A 13,810-nucleotide genomic window follows, 5' to 3' on the forward strand; every position below is an offset into this window, starting at 1 on the left:
TTCACTGCCCTGCACGGATATACCCTGCACGCGCACAAACCTGGAGAACCCCATGACCGAAAAAACCGCATCCGTTCACTGGGAAGGCCGAGGCAAAAAGGGCCAGGGCCAGATCAGCACCGACACCGCTGCACTCAAGGCGTATCCCTACGGCTTTGGCAGCCGCTTTGAGGACGACCGCAGCGGCACCAATCCTGAAGAGTTGCTGGGCGCCGCGCATGCAGCCTGTTTCACCATGGCGTTTTCTTTTGCCTGCGACAAGGCCGGGTTCGGCACCAGCTCGGTGGACACCCGCGCCAGGGTCCGCCTGGTGCCCCAGGGCGATGGCTTCCTCATCGACCGCATTGCGCTGACCCTGGAGGCCGTGATTCCGGATATCGACGAAGCGAAATTCCAGGAACTCGCCGAAGGCGCCAAAAAGGCCTGCCCGCTCTCCAGGGCCCTGGCCAGCGTTCCCGAAATCACCCTCGCGGCCACATTACGCCGGTAGCTTTTCCGGCACCCAGAAGGACACCCGATATGAATCCCAGGACAAATTTTTCTTTTGAGGTTCAGTATGCTGCGCAGTCAGGTGCTGCTCAGGATGAGCGCGACGGCCTGATGGGGTCGCTGGGCCCTTCGCTGCAGAAGCTGTTTGCCGCCGATGATCCTTCGGCCACCGTGACGGTGAGCGACAGCCACAAGGGTGACGGCAACAAGATCATTGAATTGACGACCACCGTGCAGGATCCCCAGGTCGCCGCAACACTCCAGGCGTTTTCGAAGCAGCACGGCGTGGCCGTGAGCGCACTTGAATAGCCGGCTCCGGTGCGGCCCCGCTCAGGCTTGCCATACACCGTAACCTGCTTCGCGCAGGGCAATACCCAGTTCGACTTCCATGTCGCGCGCGGCGTCGTAGGGCATGGGGTTGTACATCTCGTACAGCTTGGGTAAAAGCCGCACGCCGAAATCACGGGCGAAACGGTTGGACTGAATGCCGGCCTTGTGTTTGTCAAAACGCACATCCGGGTCCAGCCCGGTCATACCCACATACACAAAAGGCTTGCCCAGCTGGTAGTCCGGATTGGCGCGGCGAAAGCGTGCCACGTTCCACACCTCGGGCCCAAGCTCGATCACATAGACGCTGTAGTGATGGCCTCTGGGTCGGGTGGGCATGAATGGGCGGTCGTGAAGGGTGTGCGTTGTGCCGACTTTAACGCATCGCGATCCATTCAGGTGCTATCAAAAAAATAGCTGCTTGCGCCCATCCTTATTGGTCTGCAACTTCTTTCTACCTGAAAATCACGCGCTAGCCTTGCTGCTGCTGCGATTCCTTCATTTCTCCATTTTCTTCTTCTTCCTCGGTTGGACTCTGGGTCTGCGTCTGTGTCTTATCCGGGGCCTGCTCCTGCAGCCAGCTGCCCGACGACACCACCAGGTGAATGAAGTGCAGCTTCGCGACCGCCTCCGTCGGCAGGATGAAGGGATAGAAATCGGGCTGGCCCATGCTGCGCGACATCTCGTTGAGCATGGTGGTCAGCCGCGTCCAGTGGTTCAGGAAGGTGAGGAACTGTTCGGCCTCCGGGTGATCCGGTTGGTACAGCGCATCTATCGTGAACGGCGTGAACTCCAGGTCGAAGTGATCGACGCTCAGGCCGAAACTTAAAGCGGTGTCGATCGCATCGCGCATGTGCAGGTAATGCGCCCAGCACTCGGCCCAGTCCTCCCAGGGGTGAGTACTGGCGTACGCGCTCACGTAATGCAGCGGCCAGTCCGCGGGCGGGCCTTCGTCGTAGTTGCGCTGCAGGCTGGCCTTGTAGTCCAGGGTTTCGTCGCCGAAGAGTGCGTGAAAGCCGTCCATCCAGGCAGTGCCGGCGAGCAGGCGGTCCCAGTAGTAGTGACCCACTTCATGGCGGAAATGCCCAAGCAGCGTGCGATAGGGTTCGCGCATGGCCTTGCGCACCGCCTCGCGCTTGGCGTCGTCGGCCTCGTCCACGTTGAGCGTGATGAGGCCGGTGTTGTGGCCCGTCATGATGTGCGGGCCGTTCACCGGCGAACGCAGGAAGTCGAACATCAGGCCGCGCTCGGTGTCCTCACTCATGCGGGACGCCACCGGCAGCCCGAGCAGGATCAGTGCGGACACCAGCCGGCGCTTGGCCAGCTCGACCAGCCCCCACAGGTAACCGTTGTCGGGCAGGGCTGGGTCCGTCAGGTCCGGAATGGTGCGGTTGAGGCGGCAGGCCCGGCACATGTCTGCGGGGTCTTCCACCGGCACCAGCCAGTTGCAGGAGGCTGGGGTTGAGAGATTGAGGCATCGCCTGTAAAGAGGTTCGCCATTTTCGGCAGGCTGGGCGGGCGGTGCCTGCGTCGCCTCGGCTTCCTCAACGGGTGCGGCAGGCGCAGCGCCGGGTGCAGATTCCTGGCCAGGAATTTCTTCGAGCGAAGGCGGCTGCACATCGTCGGGAGGCGCGCCGGCCGGTGCGCCGCCGGCCTGCCATTCCTGCCAGGTGCCCTCTTGCGGCCCAGGCATCAACGGCAGCAGCAGGCCGCGCTCGCAGTCATAACCCAGCGGCGTGCCGCAGGCCAGGCATTTGCTGTTGCGAAAAAAGACGGGCTGTCCGCAATGGCAACGGTAGTTGCGCCCGGCCAGCAAAGGCAGGGGTTGGTCGGTGGATCGCGATGGCGTGGTGAAAAACAAGTGGCTTGCCCGAATGAATGGTGGGCCTGCAAGGCCGAAAGCGCAACGCACCTGCAGGAGGTCACCCGGCAGGAGAACCCAAGGGTACAGGATAGCCCCGGCGAAGCCTCCGGCGCCCGGCGCCAACACCTGTCATGCTGTCAGTGGAGGCCGACAAAACAAGGCCGGCCTCTTGCTTTTATCATCGGGTATCAGACATGTTTGCGGGCCAGTTGACCGGACACCCGTAAAACCCTGTGTTCAACCCGTATCAACCACAACACCCCAGAGGACACCATGCCCACTTACCACGTCGAAATGATGGAAGGCCGGACCATCGAGCAGAAGAAAAAGCTCGTCGAGGCCATTACCCGTGTAAGCGTCGAAATTCTCGGCGGCCAGCCCGACTCGGTGGACATTCTGATCACCGACATCAAGCGCGAAAACTGGGCGACCGGCGGTAAGCTCTGGTCCGAGCCGAGAGACTGACGACGGACACCCGGGCCATGCCCGCATCCCTTGCCGGCCTGCAGGCGCGCCACGGTCCGCGTTACCGGTGGTTGCTGCTGCTGTCCGTCATGATCGGCACGATGGCTTCCATCATGTCGTCGACCATCGTGAACGTGGCGATTCCCGACATGAGCCACTACTTCACGCTGGGGCAGGAGCGCGCGCAGTGGGTGAGTTCGGGCTTTATGGTGGCCATGACGGTCTCCATGCTGACCACGCCCTGGCTGCTTTCGCGCTACGGCTATCGCCGCACCTATGTGGGCACCATGGTGCTGCTGATGGCCGGCGGCATTGTGGGCGGTCTGGCCAACAGCTTTGGGCTGGTGCTGGGTTCGCGCGTGGCCGAGGGCCTGGCGGCCGGTGTGGTGCAGCCGATTCCCGCGATCATCATCATGCGGGCCTTCGGGCCACACGAGCAGGGGCGCGCCAGCGGCCTCTTCGGCATGGGCGTGGTGCTGGCGCCGGCGCTGGGCCCCAGCGTGGGCGGTGTGCTGGTCGACCTGTTTGGCTGGCGCTCCATTTTCTTCATGGTGGTGCCGCTGTGCCTGGTGTCGCTGTGGATGGCCTACCGCTACGTGCCCGACACCGCGCCGGGCGGCGTGGAGCCCAACCGCAACGGCGCGATGATCGACTGGCGCGGCCTGTTGCTGGGCGCGGTGGGCACGCTGTGCCTGCTCAACGGCATGGTCGAGCTGCACGGCGCCGGGCGCGCGCATGCCTTTGTATTGCTGGGCGCCGCGCTGGCGGCGCTGGCCGCATTCATCTGGTGGCAACGCCGCCTGGCGGCTTCGGGCGGTGCACCGCTGATGAACCTGGCGCTCTTTGGCTACCGGCCTTTTGCCATGGGCAGCATCGTCGCTTTCATATACGGCACCGCGCTGTTTGGCTCCACCTACCTGCTGCCGGTGTACCTGCAACTGGGCTTGAATCTCTCGGCCTCGCACGTCGGCACCATCCTGCTGCCCGCGGGCCTGGTGTTGGCCGCCACGATTGCGGGCGTAGGCCGGCTGGCGGACAAACACCCGACCTGGCTGCTGGTCAGCACGGGGCTGGCTTTGCTGGCAGCCTCGTTTGCATTGATGCTCACGGTGAACCTGGCTTCGGGGCTCTGGATGCTGGTGATGTGGGCCACGCTGGGGCGTATCGGGCTGGGTTTTATCCTGCCTTCGCTCAACCTCGGGTCGCTCCGGCCCCTGCATGAGCATCTGTTATCGCAGGGCGCAAGTGCCATCAACTTCCTGCGCATGCTGGGCGGCGCGATCGGTGTGAGCCTGTGCGGCATCGTGCTGGAGTGGCGGCTTGCGGCCCATGGCGATTCGCTGGCCAACGCCACCAGCAGCCCGGCGCGGCTGGCTGCTTTCAATGAAGCCTTCCTGATGCTGGCCGCCCTTTGCATACTGGCCGTGGTGGCCGCATGGCAGCTTCGCGTGCCGGCTCCCGCCCAGCCTGACAACTTACCGAATAACAAGCAGGAAGCGGACTGACATGTGCCAACTTCTCGGCATGAACTGCAATGCGCCAACGGATGTGACCTTCAGTTTCAGGGGCTTCGCGCAGCGGGGCGGCCACACCGACCACCATGCCGACGGCTGGGGCATCGCTTTTTTTGAGGGCGACGACAGAGTGGCCGGCGGCAGCGACCGCGGCCTGCGCCATTTTGTCGACCACCAGCCGGCCTGCAGTTCACCGGTGGCCGAGCTGATCAGCCGCTACCCGATCAAAAGCCGCAACGTCATCTCACACATCCGCAAGGCCACGCAGGGACGTGTCGCGCTGGAGAACTGCCACCCCTTTGTGCGCGAGCTGTGGGGCCGCTACTGGGTGTTTGCCCACAACGGCGACCTGAAAGATTTTTCGCCCCGCCTGCACGGCAGCTTCCGGCCCGTCGGCACCACTGACAGTGAGCGCGCTTTTTGCTGGATCATGCAGGAGATGGCCAAGTCTCACGCGGGCGTTCCCAGCGTGCAGGAGCTGAGCATCACGCTGCGTGAGCTTGCGGCGCACATCGCCACCCACGGCACCTTCAACTTTTTGCTCAGCAACGGCCAGGCCTTGTGGGCGCACGCGTCCACCAACCTCTATTACGTAGAGCGCAAGCACCCCTTTGCGCATGCCACGCTGAGCGACGAGGATGTGAGCGTGAATTTTGCCGAGCACACCAGGCCGACCGACCGCGTCGCCGTGGTGGTCACGGCGCCGCTCACTACCAATGAAAACTGGACCTCATTTGCGCCCGGGGAACTCAAGGTGTTTGAAGGCGGCGCACTCATCGCCGCCTGACAGCTGCTGCCCGCTTGTGCGATCAGGCCGTCAGGCGCCGGCTGTCGTGAGGGCCGACTCCAGTGCGTCAATGAACATGGCCGCCACGTCAAAACCGGCCTGGTCGTGGATTTCCTGGAAGCAGGTCGGGCTGGTCACATTGATCTCGGTCACATAGTCGCCGATCACGTCGACGCCGGCCAGCAGCAGGCCGCGCGCGGCCAGCACCGGGCCCAGCGCTTCGGCAATTTCAAAATCCCGCTTTGAGAGCGGCTGCGCCACACCCACGCCGCCGGCTGCCAGATTGCCGCGCACTTCGCTGCCTTGGGGAATGCGCGCCAGGCTGAAAGGAACCGGTTTTCCCCCGATGACCAGCACGCGCTTGTCGCCCTTGACGATCTCGGGCAAAAATTTCTGCACCATCACGCTTTCGGCGCCGTTCCTGTTCAGTGTTTCGGTGATGCTGCCCAGATTCAGGCCGTCTTCCTTCACGCGGAAGATGCCCATGCCGCCCATGCCATCCAGCGGTTTGAGGATGATGTCCTTGTGCTCGGCATGAAAGCGCTTGATGTCGGCCGCACTTCGCGTGACCAGCGTCGGGCCGCTGAATTGCGCAAACTCGAGGATGGCAAGCTTTTCAGGATGGTCGCGCAAGGCGGCAGGCTTGTTGAAGACCCTGGCGCCTTCGCGCTCGGCCTGCTCCAGCAGGTGCGTGCTGTAAAAGTATTCGCTGTCAAAAGGCGGGTCCTTGCGCATGACCGCCGCATCAAAACCCGCAATGGCTTCGCGGCCGTCGGGCCGGGCGGCATCGGCCGTGAACCACACATCTGCGTCGCCTGTCAGCGTGATGTGGCGCACCTGGGCTGTGACTTTCGCACCGGTCTCCCAGCTCATGTCGGCCGGCTCGCAGGCGCTGACGCGGTGCCCGCGCCGCTGCGCCTCCCGCATCATGGCAAAGGTGGTGTCCTTGTAAATCTTGAATGACTCGAGCGGATCGGCAACAAAAAGAAGATTCATGGTGTGGAACGTGTCCCAGGGTTTGGCGCCGCCCCGGAGCGGGCTTCCCGGCGCTGTTGGCCGTATTGTTGTACAAAGAGCGCAATCGCGCCCGCGACGACACCCCAAAAGGCCGAGCCCACACCGGCTATTACGACGCCCGACAAGGTGACGAGAAAAGTGATAAGCGCCGCTTCCCGGTGCGATTCCTCCTTCACCGCCGCGGCCAGGCCGTTGCCGATGGTACCCAGCAGCGCCAGCCCGGCAATGGCCACGACCAGCTCTTTTGGGAAAGCTGTCAGCAGGCCGGTGATCGCTGCGCCGAATATGCCGATCACGATGTAGATCGCGCCGCAGCATACGGTCGCGGTGTAGCGCCTGGCGGGGTCCTCATGCGCTTCCCGGCCCATGCAGATGGCCGCCGTGATGGCGCTCAGGTTGAGGGCAAACGCGCCAAAAGGCGCCAGCACCAGCGTGGTCAGGCCGCTCAGCGTGATGATTTTTGACACCGGAATGCCGCCGTCCGGACTGTCCGGCCCATAACCGGCGGCGTGGATGGCTGCCACGCCCGGCAGATTCTGCGAAGCCATGGTCACCACAAACAGCGGAATGGCCAGGCTGACAATGGCGGCCAGTGTGAACTTCGGCATCACGAACACCGGCATCGCCAACGAAAAAGCGACCCCAGACCACGCCAGTTGCCCGCGCGCAGCGACAAACACAATGGCTCCGACCAGCGTCAGCACTACCGCATAGCGCGGCATCAACCGCTTGCCCAATAAGTAGATCGCCAGCATCAGCAGCACCAAAGGCAAAGCCGTTTGAGCTGCCGCAAAGGCCTGGATGCCGAAGCGCGCAAGCACACCCGCCAGCAACGCGGAGGCGATGGCCACAGGAATGCGGTTCATGACTTTTTCAAACCAGCCGGTGATGCCGAACAAGGTGATGAGCGCCGCGCTGACCATAAATGCCGCAACCGCCTCTCCCATCGAGAAACCGCCAGCCAGCCCTGCAGTGGCCAGCACGGCGGCACCCGGTGTGGACCAGGCCACCATCACCGGCTTTTTCAACCACAACGACGGCACAAGAGAGCACAAACCCATGCCGATGCCGAGCGCCCACATCCACGAGGCAATCTCGGCAGGCGTGGCGTTGAAGGCAAGGGCTGCCTGAAAGACGATGGCAACCGAGCTGGTGAAGCCGACCAGGACTGCGACGAAGCCCGCGGTGAAGGCGGCGAGGTTGAGGTCTTTGAAAAATTGCATGGGGGGATTCTGGCAGGGTTGGCACGCAGGGCATGAGGTCGCAAGAGGAAGAGCTGCCTTCCAGATGGACTCCACCCGATTGCTATGAATTCAATAGCGACTAGCGCCCAGCCCAATTGCCCTGCGGCCAAAGTTCCTGCAAGCCCGACAGCTTGCGCATTTGCCGGTCATGCCACCGGCCCAGCAGCGTGATCGCCACCGCAGCTCCGATCAAGGCCATGAACATGTCCGACTGCGTGTCCCAGGGATCCCCCTGGGTTCCCAGAAATTCATCCGCGCCCTGACCCAGCGCCAAGGCGGCCCACCACTCCACCAGTTCATACACCGCGCTGATGGCCATGGCCACGCACACTGACAGAAACCCTGCCATGCGGCGGCTGCCCAGGTAGCCGCGCTGCAGCAATACCTCGCGTGCCACCATCGCAGGCACCAGCCCCTGCATGAAGTGGCCGATCTTGTCGTAAGGGTTGCGGCCCAGGTGAAACAAGTCCTGCAGCCAGAAACCCGGCGGCACCCTGGCATAGGTGTAGGCGCCACCCATGATCAGCACCAGCATGTGCAGCGCAATCAGCACGTACAGCAAGGTCGTCAGCGGGTAGCGCCGGCCCGTGGCCAGCAGTACCGGTGCGGCGATGACGGCGGGCGCCACCTCGAGCATCCAGGTGCCCCGGTCATACGGCGCCATCCCCGACCACACCAGCGCGGCCAGTACCAGCAGGCCGAGAGCGATCAGCAACGGCCTGCGGTCAGTCATGCGTCGCCATACACAGGCTCGCAGCGCACATCGGTTTTCACCGAGTTCGCGATGAAGCAGGCGTCGTGGGCCTCGTGGTGCAGCTTGTCGATCTCGGCGCGTGTCGGCATGCGTTCACCGGCAAACGCCACGTCAGGCCGCAAGGTGACGGTGGTCATGGCGACTTTTCCTTCCGCGTTCTTTTCCATCACACCACTGGCCGCATCAAAGTAGCGTGTCACGGAAAACTTGCGTTTGGCCGCGATCGACAAAAACCACAGCATGTGGCAGCTCGACAGCGAGGCGACGAATGCCTCTTCCGGGTCCATGGCTGACGCGTCCGACATCGGCAGGGGCACTACATGCGGTGAAGAAGAGCCCGGCACTTCGAGGCCTCCGTCGAAGCGGATCAGGTGCCTGCGGCTGTAGCGGTTTCCCGGGAAATCGCCGCCATTGATTTCCCACAAAACCTCTGCCGTGTAAGTCGACATGGCCGCCCCTTGAAGTCAGCGAAAGAAGTTGTGCAGCGCGGTGGCCGTCGCCACGGGCTGTTCCTCGGGGATGAAATGGCCCGCCGCCATGGCATGGCCCGAGACCTCGCCGCTGCATTGCGCCTCCCACAGCGCCAGCGGATCGAACATCCGGTGCACCACACCGCGTTCGCCCCACAGGAGCAGCAAATCGCAGACCACCTTCAGGTGCTGCGCGCGGCTTTCGCGGTCGTGGTCCAGGTCAATCCCGGCGCTTGCCCGGTAGTCTTCGCAGGCCGCATGCAGCGCTTCGGCGTTGCAAAAGCAGCGTTCATATTCGGCCAGGGCCTGAGGTTCGATGTAATTGAGCCCCGCGCTGCCCCAGCCGCCTAGCTTGGCGTGCAGGTAGGCTTTGGCGGTTTCGGGATGGTTGGCGCCCATCATGATTTCGGGCAGCGGCGCCGGCTGCAACATATGGAACCAGTGGTAGTAGGCACGCGCAAACGCCATGTAGGGCTCCGTCATGCTGCGGCCTTCATACATGTCCAGTGTGGGGGCGATGTCGATGATGCAGAGTTTTTGCACGCGTGCCGCATAGTCCAGCGCCAGCCGGTGCGCCACACGCCCGCCGCGGTCGTGGCCGCTGAGGTAAAAGCGGTCCACACCTAGGGCATCCATCACCCCGACCATGTCGTGCGCCATGTTGCGTTTGCTGTAGTTGCTGTGGTCGGGCAGGCCTGCGGTTTTGGAAGAGTCTCCGTAACCCCGCAAATCGGGCATGACCAGGAAGTAGTGTTTTGCCAGGCGTTGCGCCACGCGGTGCCACATCACATGCGACTGCGGGAAACCATGCAGCAGCAACAGGGCCGGGCGCAGCGGATCGCCCGGCACGACCCGGGAAAACCGCGCGCTGATGGACGCGCCGTTGACCTCAAAGCTGCGTGATTCAAAACCGTCAAACCAGGACATGAAAACTCCCGTTTGGATCAACTCTTGCGTTGGGCCAAGTATTTTTGCAGATTTGCTGCCGCCTGCGCGCGCACCTTGTTGCGCAGGAAGGGCGTCCAGCCCAGCAGCAGGCCGGGCGCGCCCAGCGCCTGCCGCGACCAGGTCCAGAAATCAAAGTGATCACGGTGCCGCGTGATCAGGCCCTGTTCATTGAATTCAAACGCGCCGTCAATGCTGTTGTGCACCATGCGCCCAGTGGCGCTGAAGCGGTAGTAGGCATCCCAGTGTGATTTTCCCGTGCTCGCGCCGGCTTCCAGCCCGCTGTAGGTGAGTTTCCAGACATCCATGCCCTTGGCTTTTGTGGCGTCGCACAGCATGTGCCACATGCCGGTGACCTCGCGGTGCCCCCGCAGTGAAAACGCCGCGTCGTCGAAAGCGGCGTCCGGGGCGTAGCAGGTCGCCATGGTGTCGGAATCCAGCCGTGTAAAAGCGCTGTAAAACTTCTCGAGGGTGGCCTGGTTGGGGTGCATGGTGTCTCCTGGGTGGTTGTTTTCGGGTGGCCTCGTGGCTTCGCGACTCTATAGCGCTTTGGTAGGGGCCGGCGTCGCTCACGCGTCAGCCGGCTTCGCGCAGCAATTGCAGCAGCCGCTGCAGCGCATGCTGCACCGTGGCGCTGCGCACCGCGGCACGGTCGCCGTCAAAGCGCCGGACTTCAGACACCAGCCGGCCGGGCAGCGCAAAACCAAACCATACCGTACCGACAGGCTTGGCGGCACTGCCGCCTGTCGGGCCGGCCACTCCAGTGACGGCCACCGACACTTGCGCACGGGAGTGGCCCAGGGCGCCGGAAGCCATCGCACGGGCCACTTCCTCGCTGACAGCGCCGTGCACGGTAATCAGCGCAGCGTCGACACCCAGCAGTTCGTTTTTCGCTTCGTTGGAATAGGTGACAAAGCCGCGCTCGAACCAGGCGCTGGAGCCCGCCAGGTCGGTGCACACCGCCGAAATCATGCCGCCGGTGCAGCTTTCGGCCGTGGCGAGCATCCAGCCCTTTTTGAGCAATAAATCGGCCACCAAGGCAATAGAGACGGGCGCAAGCAGCTCCTCTTTTGATAGCAATGTGCTGCTCACCAGAATCTCCAGAAGGCGATCACCAGCAGGGCGCAGAACGCCGCCACGAAGTCGTCAAACAAAATCCCGAAGCCGCCGCGCCAGCTAAAGCCCTTGAAAGCCTGATCAGCCCATGCCACCGGGCCGGGCTTCACGGCGTCAAAAAAGCGAAACAGCAAAAACGCGGCGAGCTGCGCTTCGAAGCCCGCCGGCATGACCAGCCACAACACCAGCCAGAAGGCCACCACTTCGTCCCAGACGATGTTGCCGGGGTCGAGCACGTTCATGGCCTTCGCGGTGACGGTGCAGGCCCACCAGCCAATCAGGGTAGAGGCGGCAATCAGCCAACCCATGTCGGCCGGCGACAGCCACTGCTGCAGCACCAGAAAAGCCAGCCAGGCCCAGAGTGTGCCGGCCGTGCCGGGCGCCACCGGGCTCAGGCCCGAGCCGAAACCGAGGGCGATGAAATGCGCAGGATGCGACAGCAGGAACCGGACATTGGGCCGGAACCGCGCCGGGCTGGGGGCTTCTGGTGGGGGGGTGAATTCGGATGTCATGGTCATGAAGCTGGGGCCGCGCTGGTTTTTTCCAGCCACTCGGCCCAATGGTCGATGCAGGCCTTGATTTTGGGCAGGCGGTGGCGGTTGGTGAGTGTGACGGCGTAAATCGGGCTGGGCTGGTCGTCGACAAAGTCCGCAAGCACGGGGGCGAGCAAGCCCTGGCGCACCAGGGGTTCGGCGACCAGCGTGGCGCAGCGTGAAATGCCCAAGCCCTGCAGCGTGAGCGTGGCGGTCATGCCGGTATTGTCGGAGCGCCAGGATGCCTTGGGCACGATCACGCTGGGTTTCCCGTCAATCACGAAGGGCCAGTGGTTGAGCATGGGCACGCCGCTGTTGGTGATCAGCCGGTGGTTGTGCAGCTCATCGGGGTGCCGGGGTGTTCCGTAGGCCTGAAGGTAGCCCGGCGCAGCATACAGGCGCCGGCCCAGCGCACCGATTTGCCGTGCAACGACTGTGTCGGTTACCGGGGTGCCTGTGCGAATCGCGATGTCGATGCCGTCGCGCGCCATGTCCACCAGCCGGTCTTCCACCTGGAGGTCCACGCACAGCTGCGGGTGGCGCCGGTGCAGGCTGTCAAAACTGGGCGCCAGCAGGTACTGGGCGACCACCGTGCTGGCCGCCACACGCACCCAGCCGGTGGCTTGCCGCGACTGGCTGGCAAATTCGCCTTCCAGTTCGTCGAGCGTTCCCACGATGCGGCGGCAGTACTGCAGAAAGGTTTCGCCCTCTGCGGTGGGCGCCAAACCGTGCGTGGAGCGATGGATCAGGCGCGTACCGCAGGCTTTTTCGATGCGGCTCAGGCTGCGCGAAACCTGGCTGACCGGTACGTCGCGTTCGCGGGCAACGGCCGAGAGGGTGCCCAGCTCGGCCACGCGGGCAAAGAGGAGCATGTCGTCGAAGCCAAGGTTGCGCATGGGTCAATGGTAACCAGTACAGGGCCTGCGGGTGGCTTTGCAGCCAGCGCAAGACCCATTTGCGGACCATGCCGTTTCCGGCGGGCCGTGCTTTTCCTACAGTGCTTTCACCCCCCGCAAACCCCGGGGACAGAAAAGGAAAACATCATGAACCGCACCCTTTCGCTTGACGAGCACAACCGCCTGATCGATCTGGCCGGGCAGCGTGCGAGGCAACTACGCCGCGAGGCCGTGGAGAATTTCGGCAACGGGGCCGCGCCGGCCGCCCTGCGGGCAGCAACCCGGTTTGTACAGAGTCTGGCGCGCCACGCCCGGCTGCGCAAACAGACGGGGACCTGAACCACGCCGGTGCCGGCGCGCAAACGCGCTGTCTTTCCTTGTCTATTTCCCGACAAAGTGATCAAACGAGGAGAAGCGCTGCGAAACAGCTTTTCCTTGTGCATCAATCAGTCGAAGGCCTGGCTGGGAGTCGATTTTCCCGATGCGGGTGACGGGCGTTGCGGCAAGCCGTGAAGCTGCCCGTACGGCCTCACGCGCGGAGGGCGGCGCGGTGAAGGCGAGCTCATAATCATCCCCGCCTGCCAGTACGCATTCCAGCTGCTTTTCATGGGGAATTGTGCCTTCGGCCCAATCAGGACAAGCGCGGACAGCTATTAAATTGATAGTAAGTGAGGTGTCGATGGTAGCGCCGGCGCCGGATGCCTTGAGGATGTGTTGCAAGTCACCCAGCAGGCCGTCGCTCACGTCGATGGCTCCAGAGGCAACACCCCGCAGGGCCAGGCCGAGGGCGACGCGCGGCGTGGGTTGTTCGAGCCGCTGGCGGGTCTGTGCAAGGACGCCTGGAGGCAGGGCCAGGGCGCCGCGCAGCGCCTCCAGGGCAAGCCGGGCGTCACCCAGCGTGCCGCTGACATAGATGTCGTCGCCGGGCTTTGCGCCGGAGCGCAGCAATGCCTGGCTCTTGCCGCCGACCACAGGCACTTCGCCGAACACCGTGATGCAGATGTTGAGCGGCCCCTGGGTGGTGTCGCCGCCCACCAGTTCGCAGCCGTGCGCATCGGCCAGCGACAGCAGGCCTTGCGAAAACGCGGCCAGCCAGGCGTCGTCGATAAGGGGCAAGGCCAGGGCCAGTGTGAATGCCAGGGGCTGGGCGCCGCAGGCGGCGAGGTCGCTGAGGTTGACGGCCAGCGCCTTGTGGCCCAAGGTAAAAGGATCTACATCTGCAAAGAAATGCCGGCCCTCGACCAGCATGTCGCTGGAGATGGCCAGTTGTGTGCCGGGCGCGGGCTGCAGCAATGCACAGTCGTCACCGACACCCAGGACGGCCCGGCCGGCGGGACGCGTGAAATAGCGTGCGATCAGGTCAAATTCACCCATATGCCGAGCATACAA

18 protein-coding genes are annotated in these 13,810 nt (G+C 63.6%); 6 read left to right on the plus strand and 12 right to left on the minus strand.

The window, feature by feature from the left end; all coding sequences use genetic code 11:
• Nucleotides 1-52 precede the first annotated feature (52 nt).
• The gene (locus tag AC1DZE_RS20580) at nt 53-490 is read left to right on the plus strand and encodes an OsmC family protein (protein WP_477673335.1); all 438 of its coding nucleotides are present in this window, start codon (nt 53-55) and stop codon (nt 488-490) included.
• Nucleotides 491-519: 29 nt separating this feature from the next.
• Nucleotides 520-798 carry a hypothetical protein gene (locus AC1DZE_RS20585; protein WP_477673334.1) on the plus strand — a complete coding sequence of 93 codons (279 nt, stop codon included), beginning with the start codon at nt 520-522 and terminating at the stop codon, nt 796-798.
• A 21-nt stretch (nt 799-819) separates the two neighbouring features.
• Here AC1DZE_RS20585 and AC1DZE_RS20590 read toward each other — a convergent pair whose 3' ends face one another.
• Entirely contained in the window at nt 820-1,155 is a 336-nt protein-coding gene (locus tag AC1DZE_RS20590) for a hypothetical protein (protein WP_457282321.1), read from the minus strand.
• Nucleotides 1,156-1,288: 133 nt separating this feature from the next.
• On the minus strand, nt 1,289-2,677 hold the full coding sequence (locus AC1DZE_RS20595) for a zinc-binding metallopeptidase family protein (protein ID WP_477700492.1): 1,389 nt from the start codon (nt 2,675-2,677) through the stop codon (nt 1,289-1,291).
• 276 nt (nt 2,678-2,953) lie between these two features.
• Here AC1DZE_RS20595 and AC1DZE_RS20600 point away from each other — a divergent pair, with 276 nt between their 5' ends.
• The 3 genes from AC1DZE_RS20600 to AC1DZE_RS20610 are packed head-to-tail and all read left to right on the plus strand — an operon-like array spanning nt 2,954 to nt 5,446.
• Entirely contained in the window at nt 2,954-3,145 is a 192-nt protein-coding gene (locus AC1DZE_RS20600) for a 4-oxalocrotonate tautomerase (protein ID WP_411881369.1), read from the plus strand.
• A gap of 17 nt (nt 3,146-3,162) precedes the next feature.
• A complete protein-coding gene (locus tag AC1DZE_RS20605; protein ID WP_477700493.1) occupies nt 3,163-4,650 on the plus strand; it encodes an MFS transporter in 1,488 nt (495 codons plus the stop codon).
• A 1-nt stretch (nt 4,651) separates the two neighbouring features.
• Entirely contained in the window at nt 4,652-5,446 is a 795-nt protein-coding gene (locus AC1DZE_RS20610; protein WP_477673544.1) for a class II glutamine amidotransferase, read from the plus strand.
• A gap of 30 nt (nt 5,447-5,476) precedes the next feature.
• Here AC1DZE_RS20610 and gshB read toward each other — a convergent pair whose 3' ends face one another.
• The 9 genes from gshB to AC1DZE_RS20655 form a co-directional block, all read right to left on the minus strand.
• Nucleotides 5,477-6,442 (minus strand): glutathione synthase, encoded by a 966-nt coding sequence (gene gshB / locus AC1DZE_RS20615; protein WP_477670706.1) that lies wholly within the window; start codon nt 6,440-6,442, stop codon nt 5,477-5,479.
• The gene (locus AC1DZE_RS20620) at nt 6,439-7,686 is read right to left on the minus strand and encodes a benzoate/H(+) symporter BenE family transporter (protein WP_477700494.1); all 1,248 of its coding nucleotides are present in this window, start codon (nt 7,684-7,686) and stop codon (nt 6,439-6,441) included. Before AC1DZE_RS20620 ends, gshB begins: the two co-directional genes overlap by 4 nt.
• 100 nt (nt 7,687-7,786) lie before the next feature.
• Nucleotides 7,787-8,440 carry a DUF2238 domain-containing protein gene (locus tag AC1DZE_RS20625; RefSeq protein WP_477670707.1) on the minus strand — a complete coding sequence of 218 codons (654 nt, stop codon included), beginning with the start codon at nt 8,438-8,440 and terminating at the stop codon, nt 7,787-7,789.
• Complete coding sequence (locus AC1DZE_RS20630; RefSeq protein WP_477670708.1) at nt 8,437-8,910, minus strand: OsmC family protein; 474 nt, start codon at nt 8,908-8,910, stop codon at nt 8,437-8,439. The genes AC1DZE_RS20625 and AC1DZE_RS20630 overlap by 4 nt, the downstream gene beginning before the upstream one ends.
• Nucleotides 8,911-8,925: 15 nt before the next feature.
• Nucleotides 8,926-9,858, minus strand: a complete 933-nt coding sequence (locus AC1DZE_RS20635; RefSeq protein ID WP_477672031.1) for an alpha/beta fold hydrolase — start codon at nt 9,856-9,858, stop codon at nt 8,926-8,928.
• A 17-nt stretch (nt 9,859-9,875) separates the two neighbouring features.
• On the minus strand, nt 9,876-10,367 hold the full coding sequence (locus AC1DZE_RS20640) for a nuclear transport factor 2 family protein (RefSeq protein ID WP_477670710.1): 492 nt from the start codon (nt 10,365-10,367) through the stop codon (nt 9,876-9,878).
• A gap of 85 nt (nt 10,368-10,452) precedes the next feature.
• Nucleotides 10,453-10,968: a CinA family protein gene (locus AC1DZE_RS20645; RefSeq protein ID WP_477672032.1), complete on the minus strand. Its 516-nt coding sequence runs from the start codon at nt 10,966-10,968 to the stop codon at nt 10,453-10,455.
• Entirely contained in the window at nt 10,965-11,504 is a 540-nt protein-coding gene (locus AC1DZE_RS20650; protein ID WP_477670712.1) for a phosphatidylglycerophosphatase A family protein, read from the minus strand. Before AC1DZE_RS20650 ends, AC1DZE_RS20645 begins: the two co-directional genes overlap by 4 nt.
• A gap of 2 nt (nt 11,505-11,506) precedes the next feature.
• Complete coding sequence (locus AC1DZE_RS20655; protein ID WP_477672033.1) at nt 11,507-12,421, minus strand: LysR family transcriptional regulator; 915 nt, start codon at nt 12,419-12,421, stop codon at nt 11,507-11,509.
• 147 nt (nt 12,422-12,568) lie between these two features.
• On the opposite strand from AC1DZE_RS20655, the gene AC1DZE_RS20660 reads away from it, so the two are divergent.
• Nucleotides 12,569-12,760 carry a hypothetical protein gene (locus AC1DZE_RS20660; RefSeq protein WP_477672034.1) on the plus strand — a complete coding sequence of 64 codons (192 nt, stop codon included), beginning with the start codon at nt 12,569-12,571 and terminating at the stop codon, nt 12,758-12,760.
• A gap of 42 nt (nt 12,761-12,802) precedes the next feature.
• Here the strand turns inward: AC1DZE_RS20660 and thiL are convergent, their stop codons facing one another.
• The gene (thiL, locus tag AC1DZE_RS20665; protein ID WP_477672035.1) at nt 12,803-13,795 is read right to left on the minus strand and encodes a thiamine-phosphate kinase; all 993 of its coding nucleotides are present in this window, start codon (nt 13,793-13,795) and stop codon (nt 12,803-12,805) included.
• Nucleotides 13,796-13,810 lie beyond the last annotated feature (15 nt).

This window comes from Polaromonas sp. P1_F1 (assembly GCF_056405795.1).

What these genes read in the sequence shown, in the direction of transcription:
- AC1DZE_RS20620 (WP_477700494.1), bottom strand. Translation starts at nt 7,686, where the DNA reads ATGCAATTTTTCAAAGACCTCAACCTCGCCGCCTTCACCGCGGGCTTC.
- AC1DZE_RS20600 (WP_411881369.1), top strand. Translation starts at nt 2,954, where the DNA reads ATGCCCACTTACCACGTCGAAATGATGGAAGGCCGGACCATCGAGCAG.
- thiL (WP_477672035.1), bottom strand. Translation starts at nt 13,795, where the DNA reads ATGGGTGAATTTGACCTGATCGCACGCTATTTCACGCGTCCCGCCGGC.
- AC1DZE_RS20585 (WP_477673334.1), top strand. Translation starts at nt 520, where the DNA reads ATGAATCCCAGGACAAATTTTTCTTTTGAGGTTCAGTATGCTGCGCAG.
- AC1DZE_RS20630 (WP_477670708.1), bottom strand. Translation starts at nt 8,910, where the DNA reads ATGTCGACTTACACGGCAGAGGTTTTGTGGGAAATCAATGGCGGCGAT.
- AC1DZE_RS20655 (WP_477672033.1), bottom strand. Translation starts at nt 12,421, where the DNA reads ATGCGCAACCTTGGCTTCGACGACATGCTCCTCTTTGCCCGCGTGGCC.
- AC1DZE_RS20660 (WP_477672034.1), top strand. Translation starts at nt 12,569, where the DNA reads ATGAACCGCACCCTTTCGCTTGACGAGCACAACCGCCTGATCGATCTG.
- AC1DZE_RS20650 (WP_477670712.1), bottom strand. Translation starts at nt 11,504, where the DNA reads ATGACATCCGAATTCACCCCCCCACCAGAAGCCCCCAGCCCGGCGCGG.
- AC1DZE_RS20610 (WP_477673544.1), top strand. Translation starts at nt 4,652, where the DNA reads ATGTGCCAACTTCTCGGCATGAACTGCAATGCGCCAACGGATGTGACC.
- AC1DZE_RS20605 (WP_477700493.1), top strand. Translation starts at nt 3,163, where the DNA reads ATGCCCGCATCCCTTGCCGGCCTGCAGGCGCGCCACGGTCCGCGTTAC.
- AC1DZE_RS20640 (WP_477670710.1), bottom strand. Translation starts at nt 10,367, where the DNA reads ATGCACCCCAACCAGGCCACCCTCGAGAAGTTTTACAGCGCTTTTACA.
- gshB (WP_477670706.1), bottom strand. Translation starts at nt 6,442, where the DNA reads ATGAATCTTCTTTTTGTTGCCGATCCGCTCGAGTCATTCAAGATTTAC.
- AC1DZE_RS20635 (WP_477672031.1), bottom strand. Translation starts at nt 9,858, where the DNA reads ATGTCCTGGTTTGACGGTTTTGAATCACGCAGCTTTGAGGTCAACGGC.
- AC1DZE_RS20625 (WP_477670707.1), bottom strand. Translation starts at nt 8,440, where the DNA reads ATGACTGACCGCAGGCCGTTGCTGATCGCTCTCGGCCTGCTGGTACTG.
- AC1DZE_RS20580 (WP_477673335.1), top strand. Translation starts at nt 53, where the DNA reads ATGACCGAAAAAACCGCATCCGTTCACTGGGAAGGCCGAGGCAAAAAG.
- AC1DZE_RS20590 (WP_457282321.1), bottom strand. Translation starts at nt 1,155, where the DNA reads ATGCCCACCCGACCCAGAGGCCATCACTACAGCGTCTATGTGATCGAG.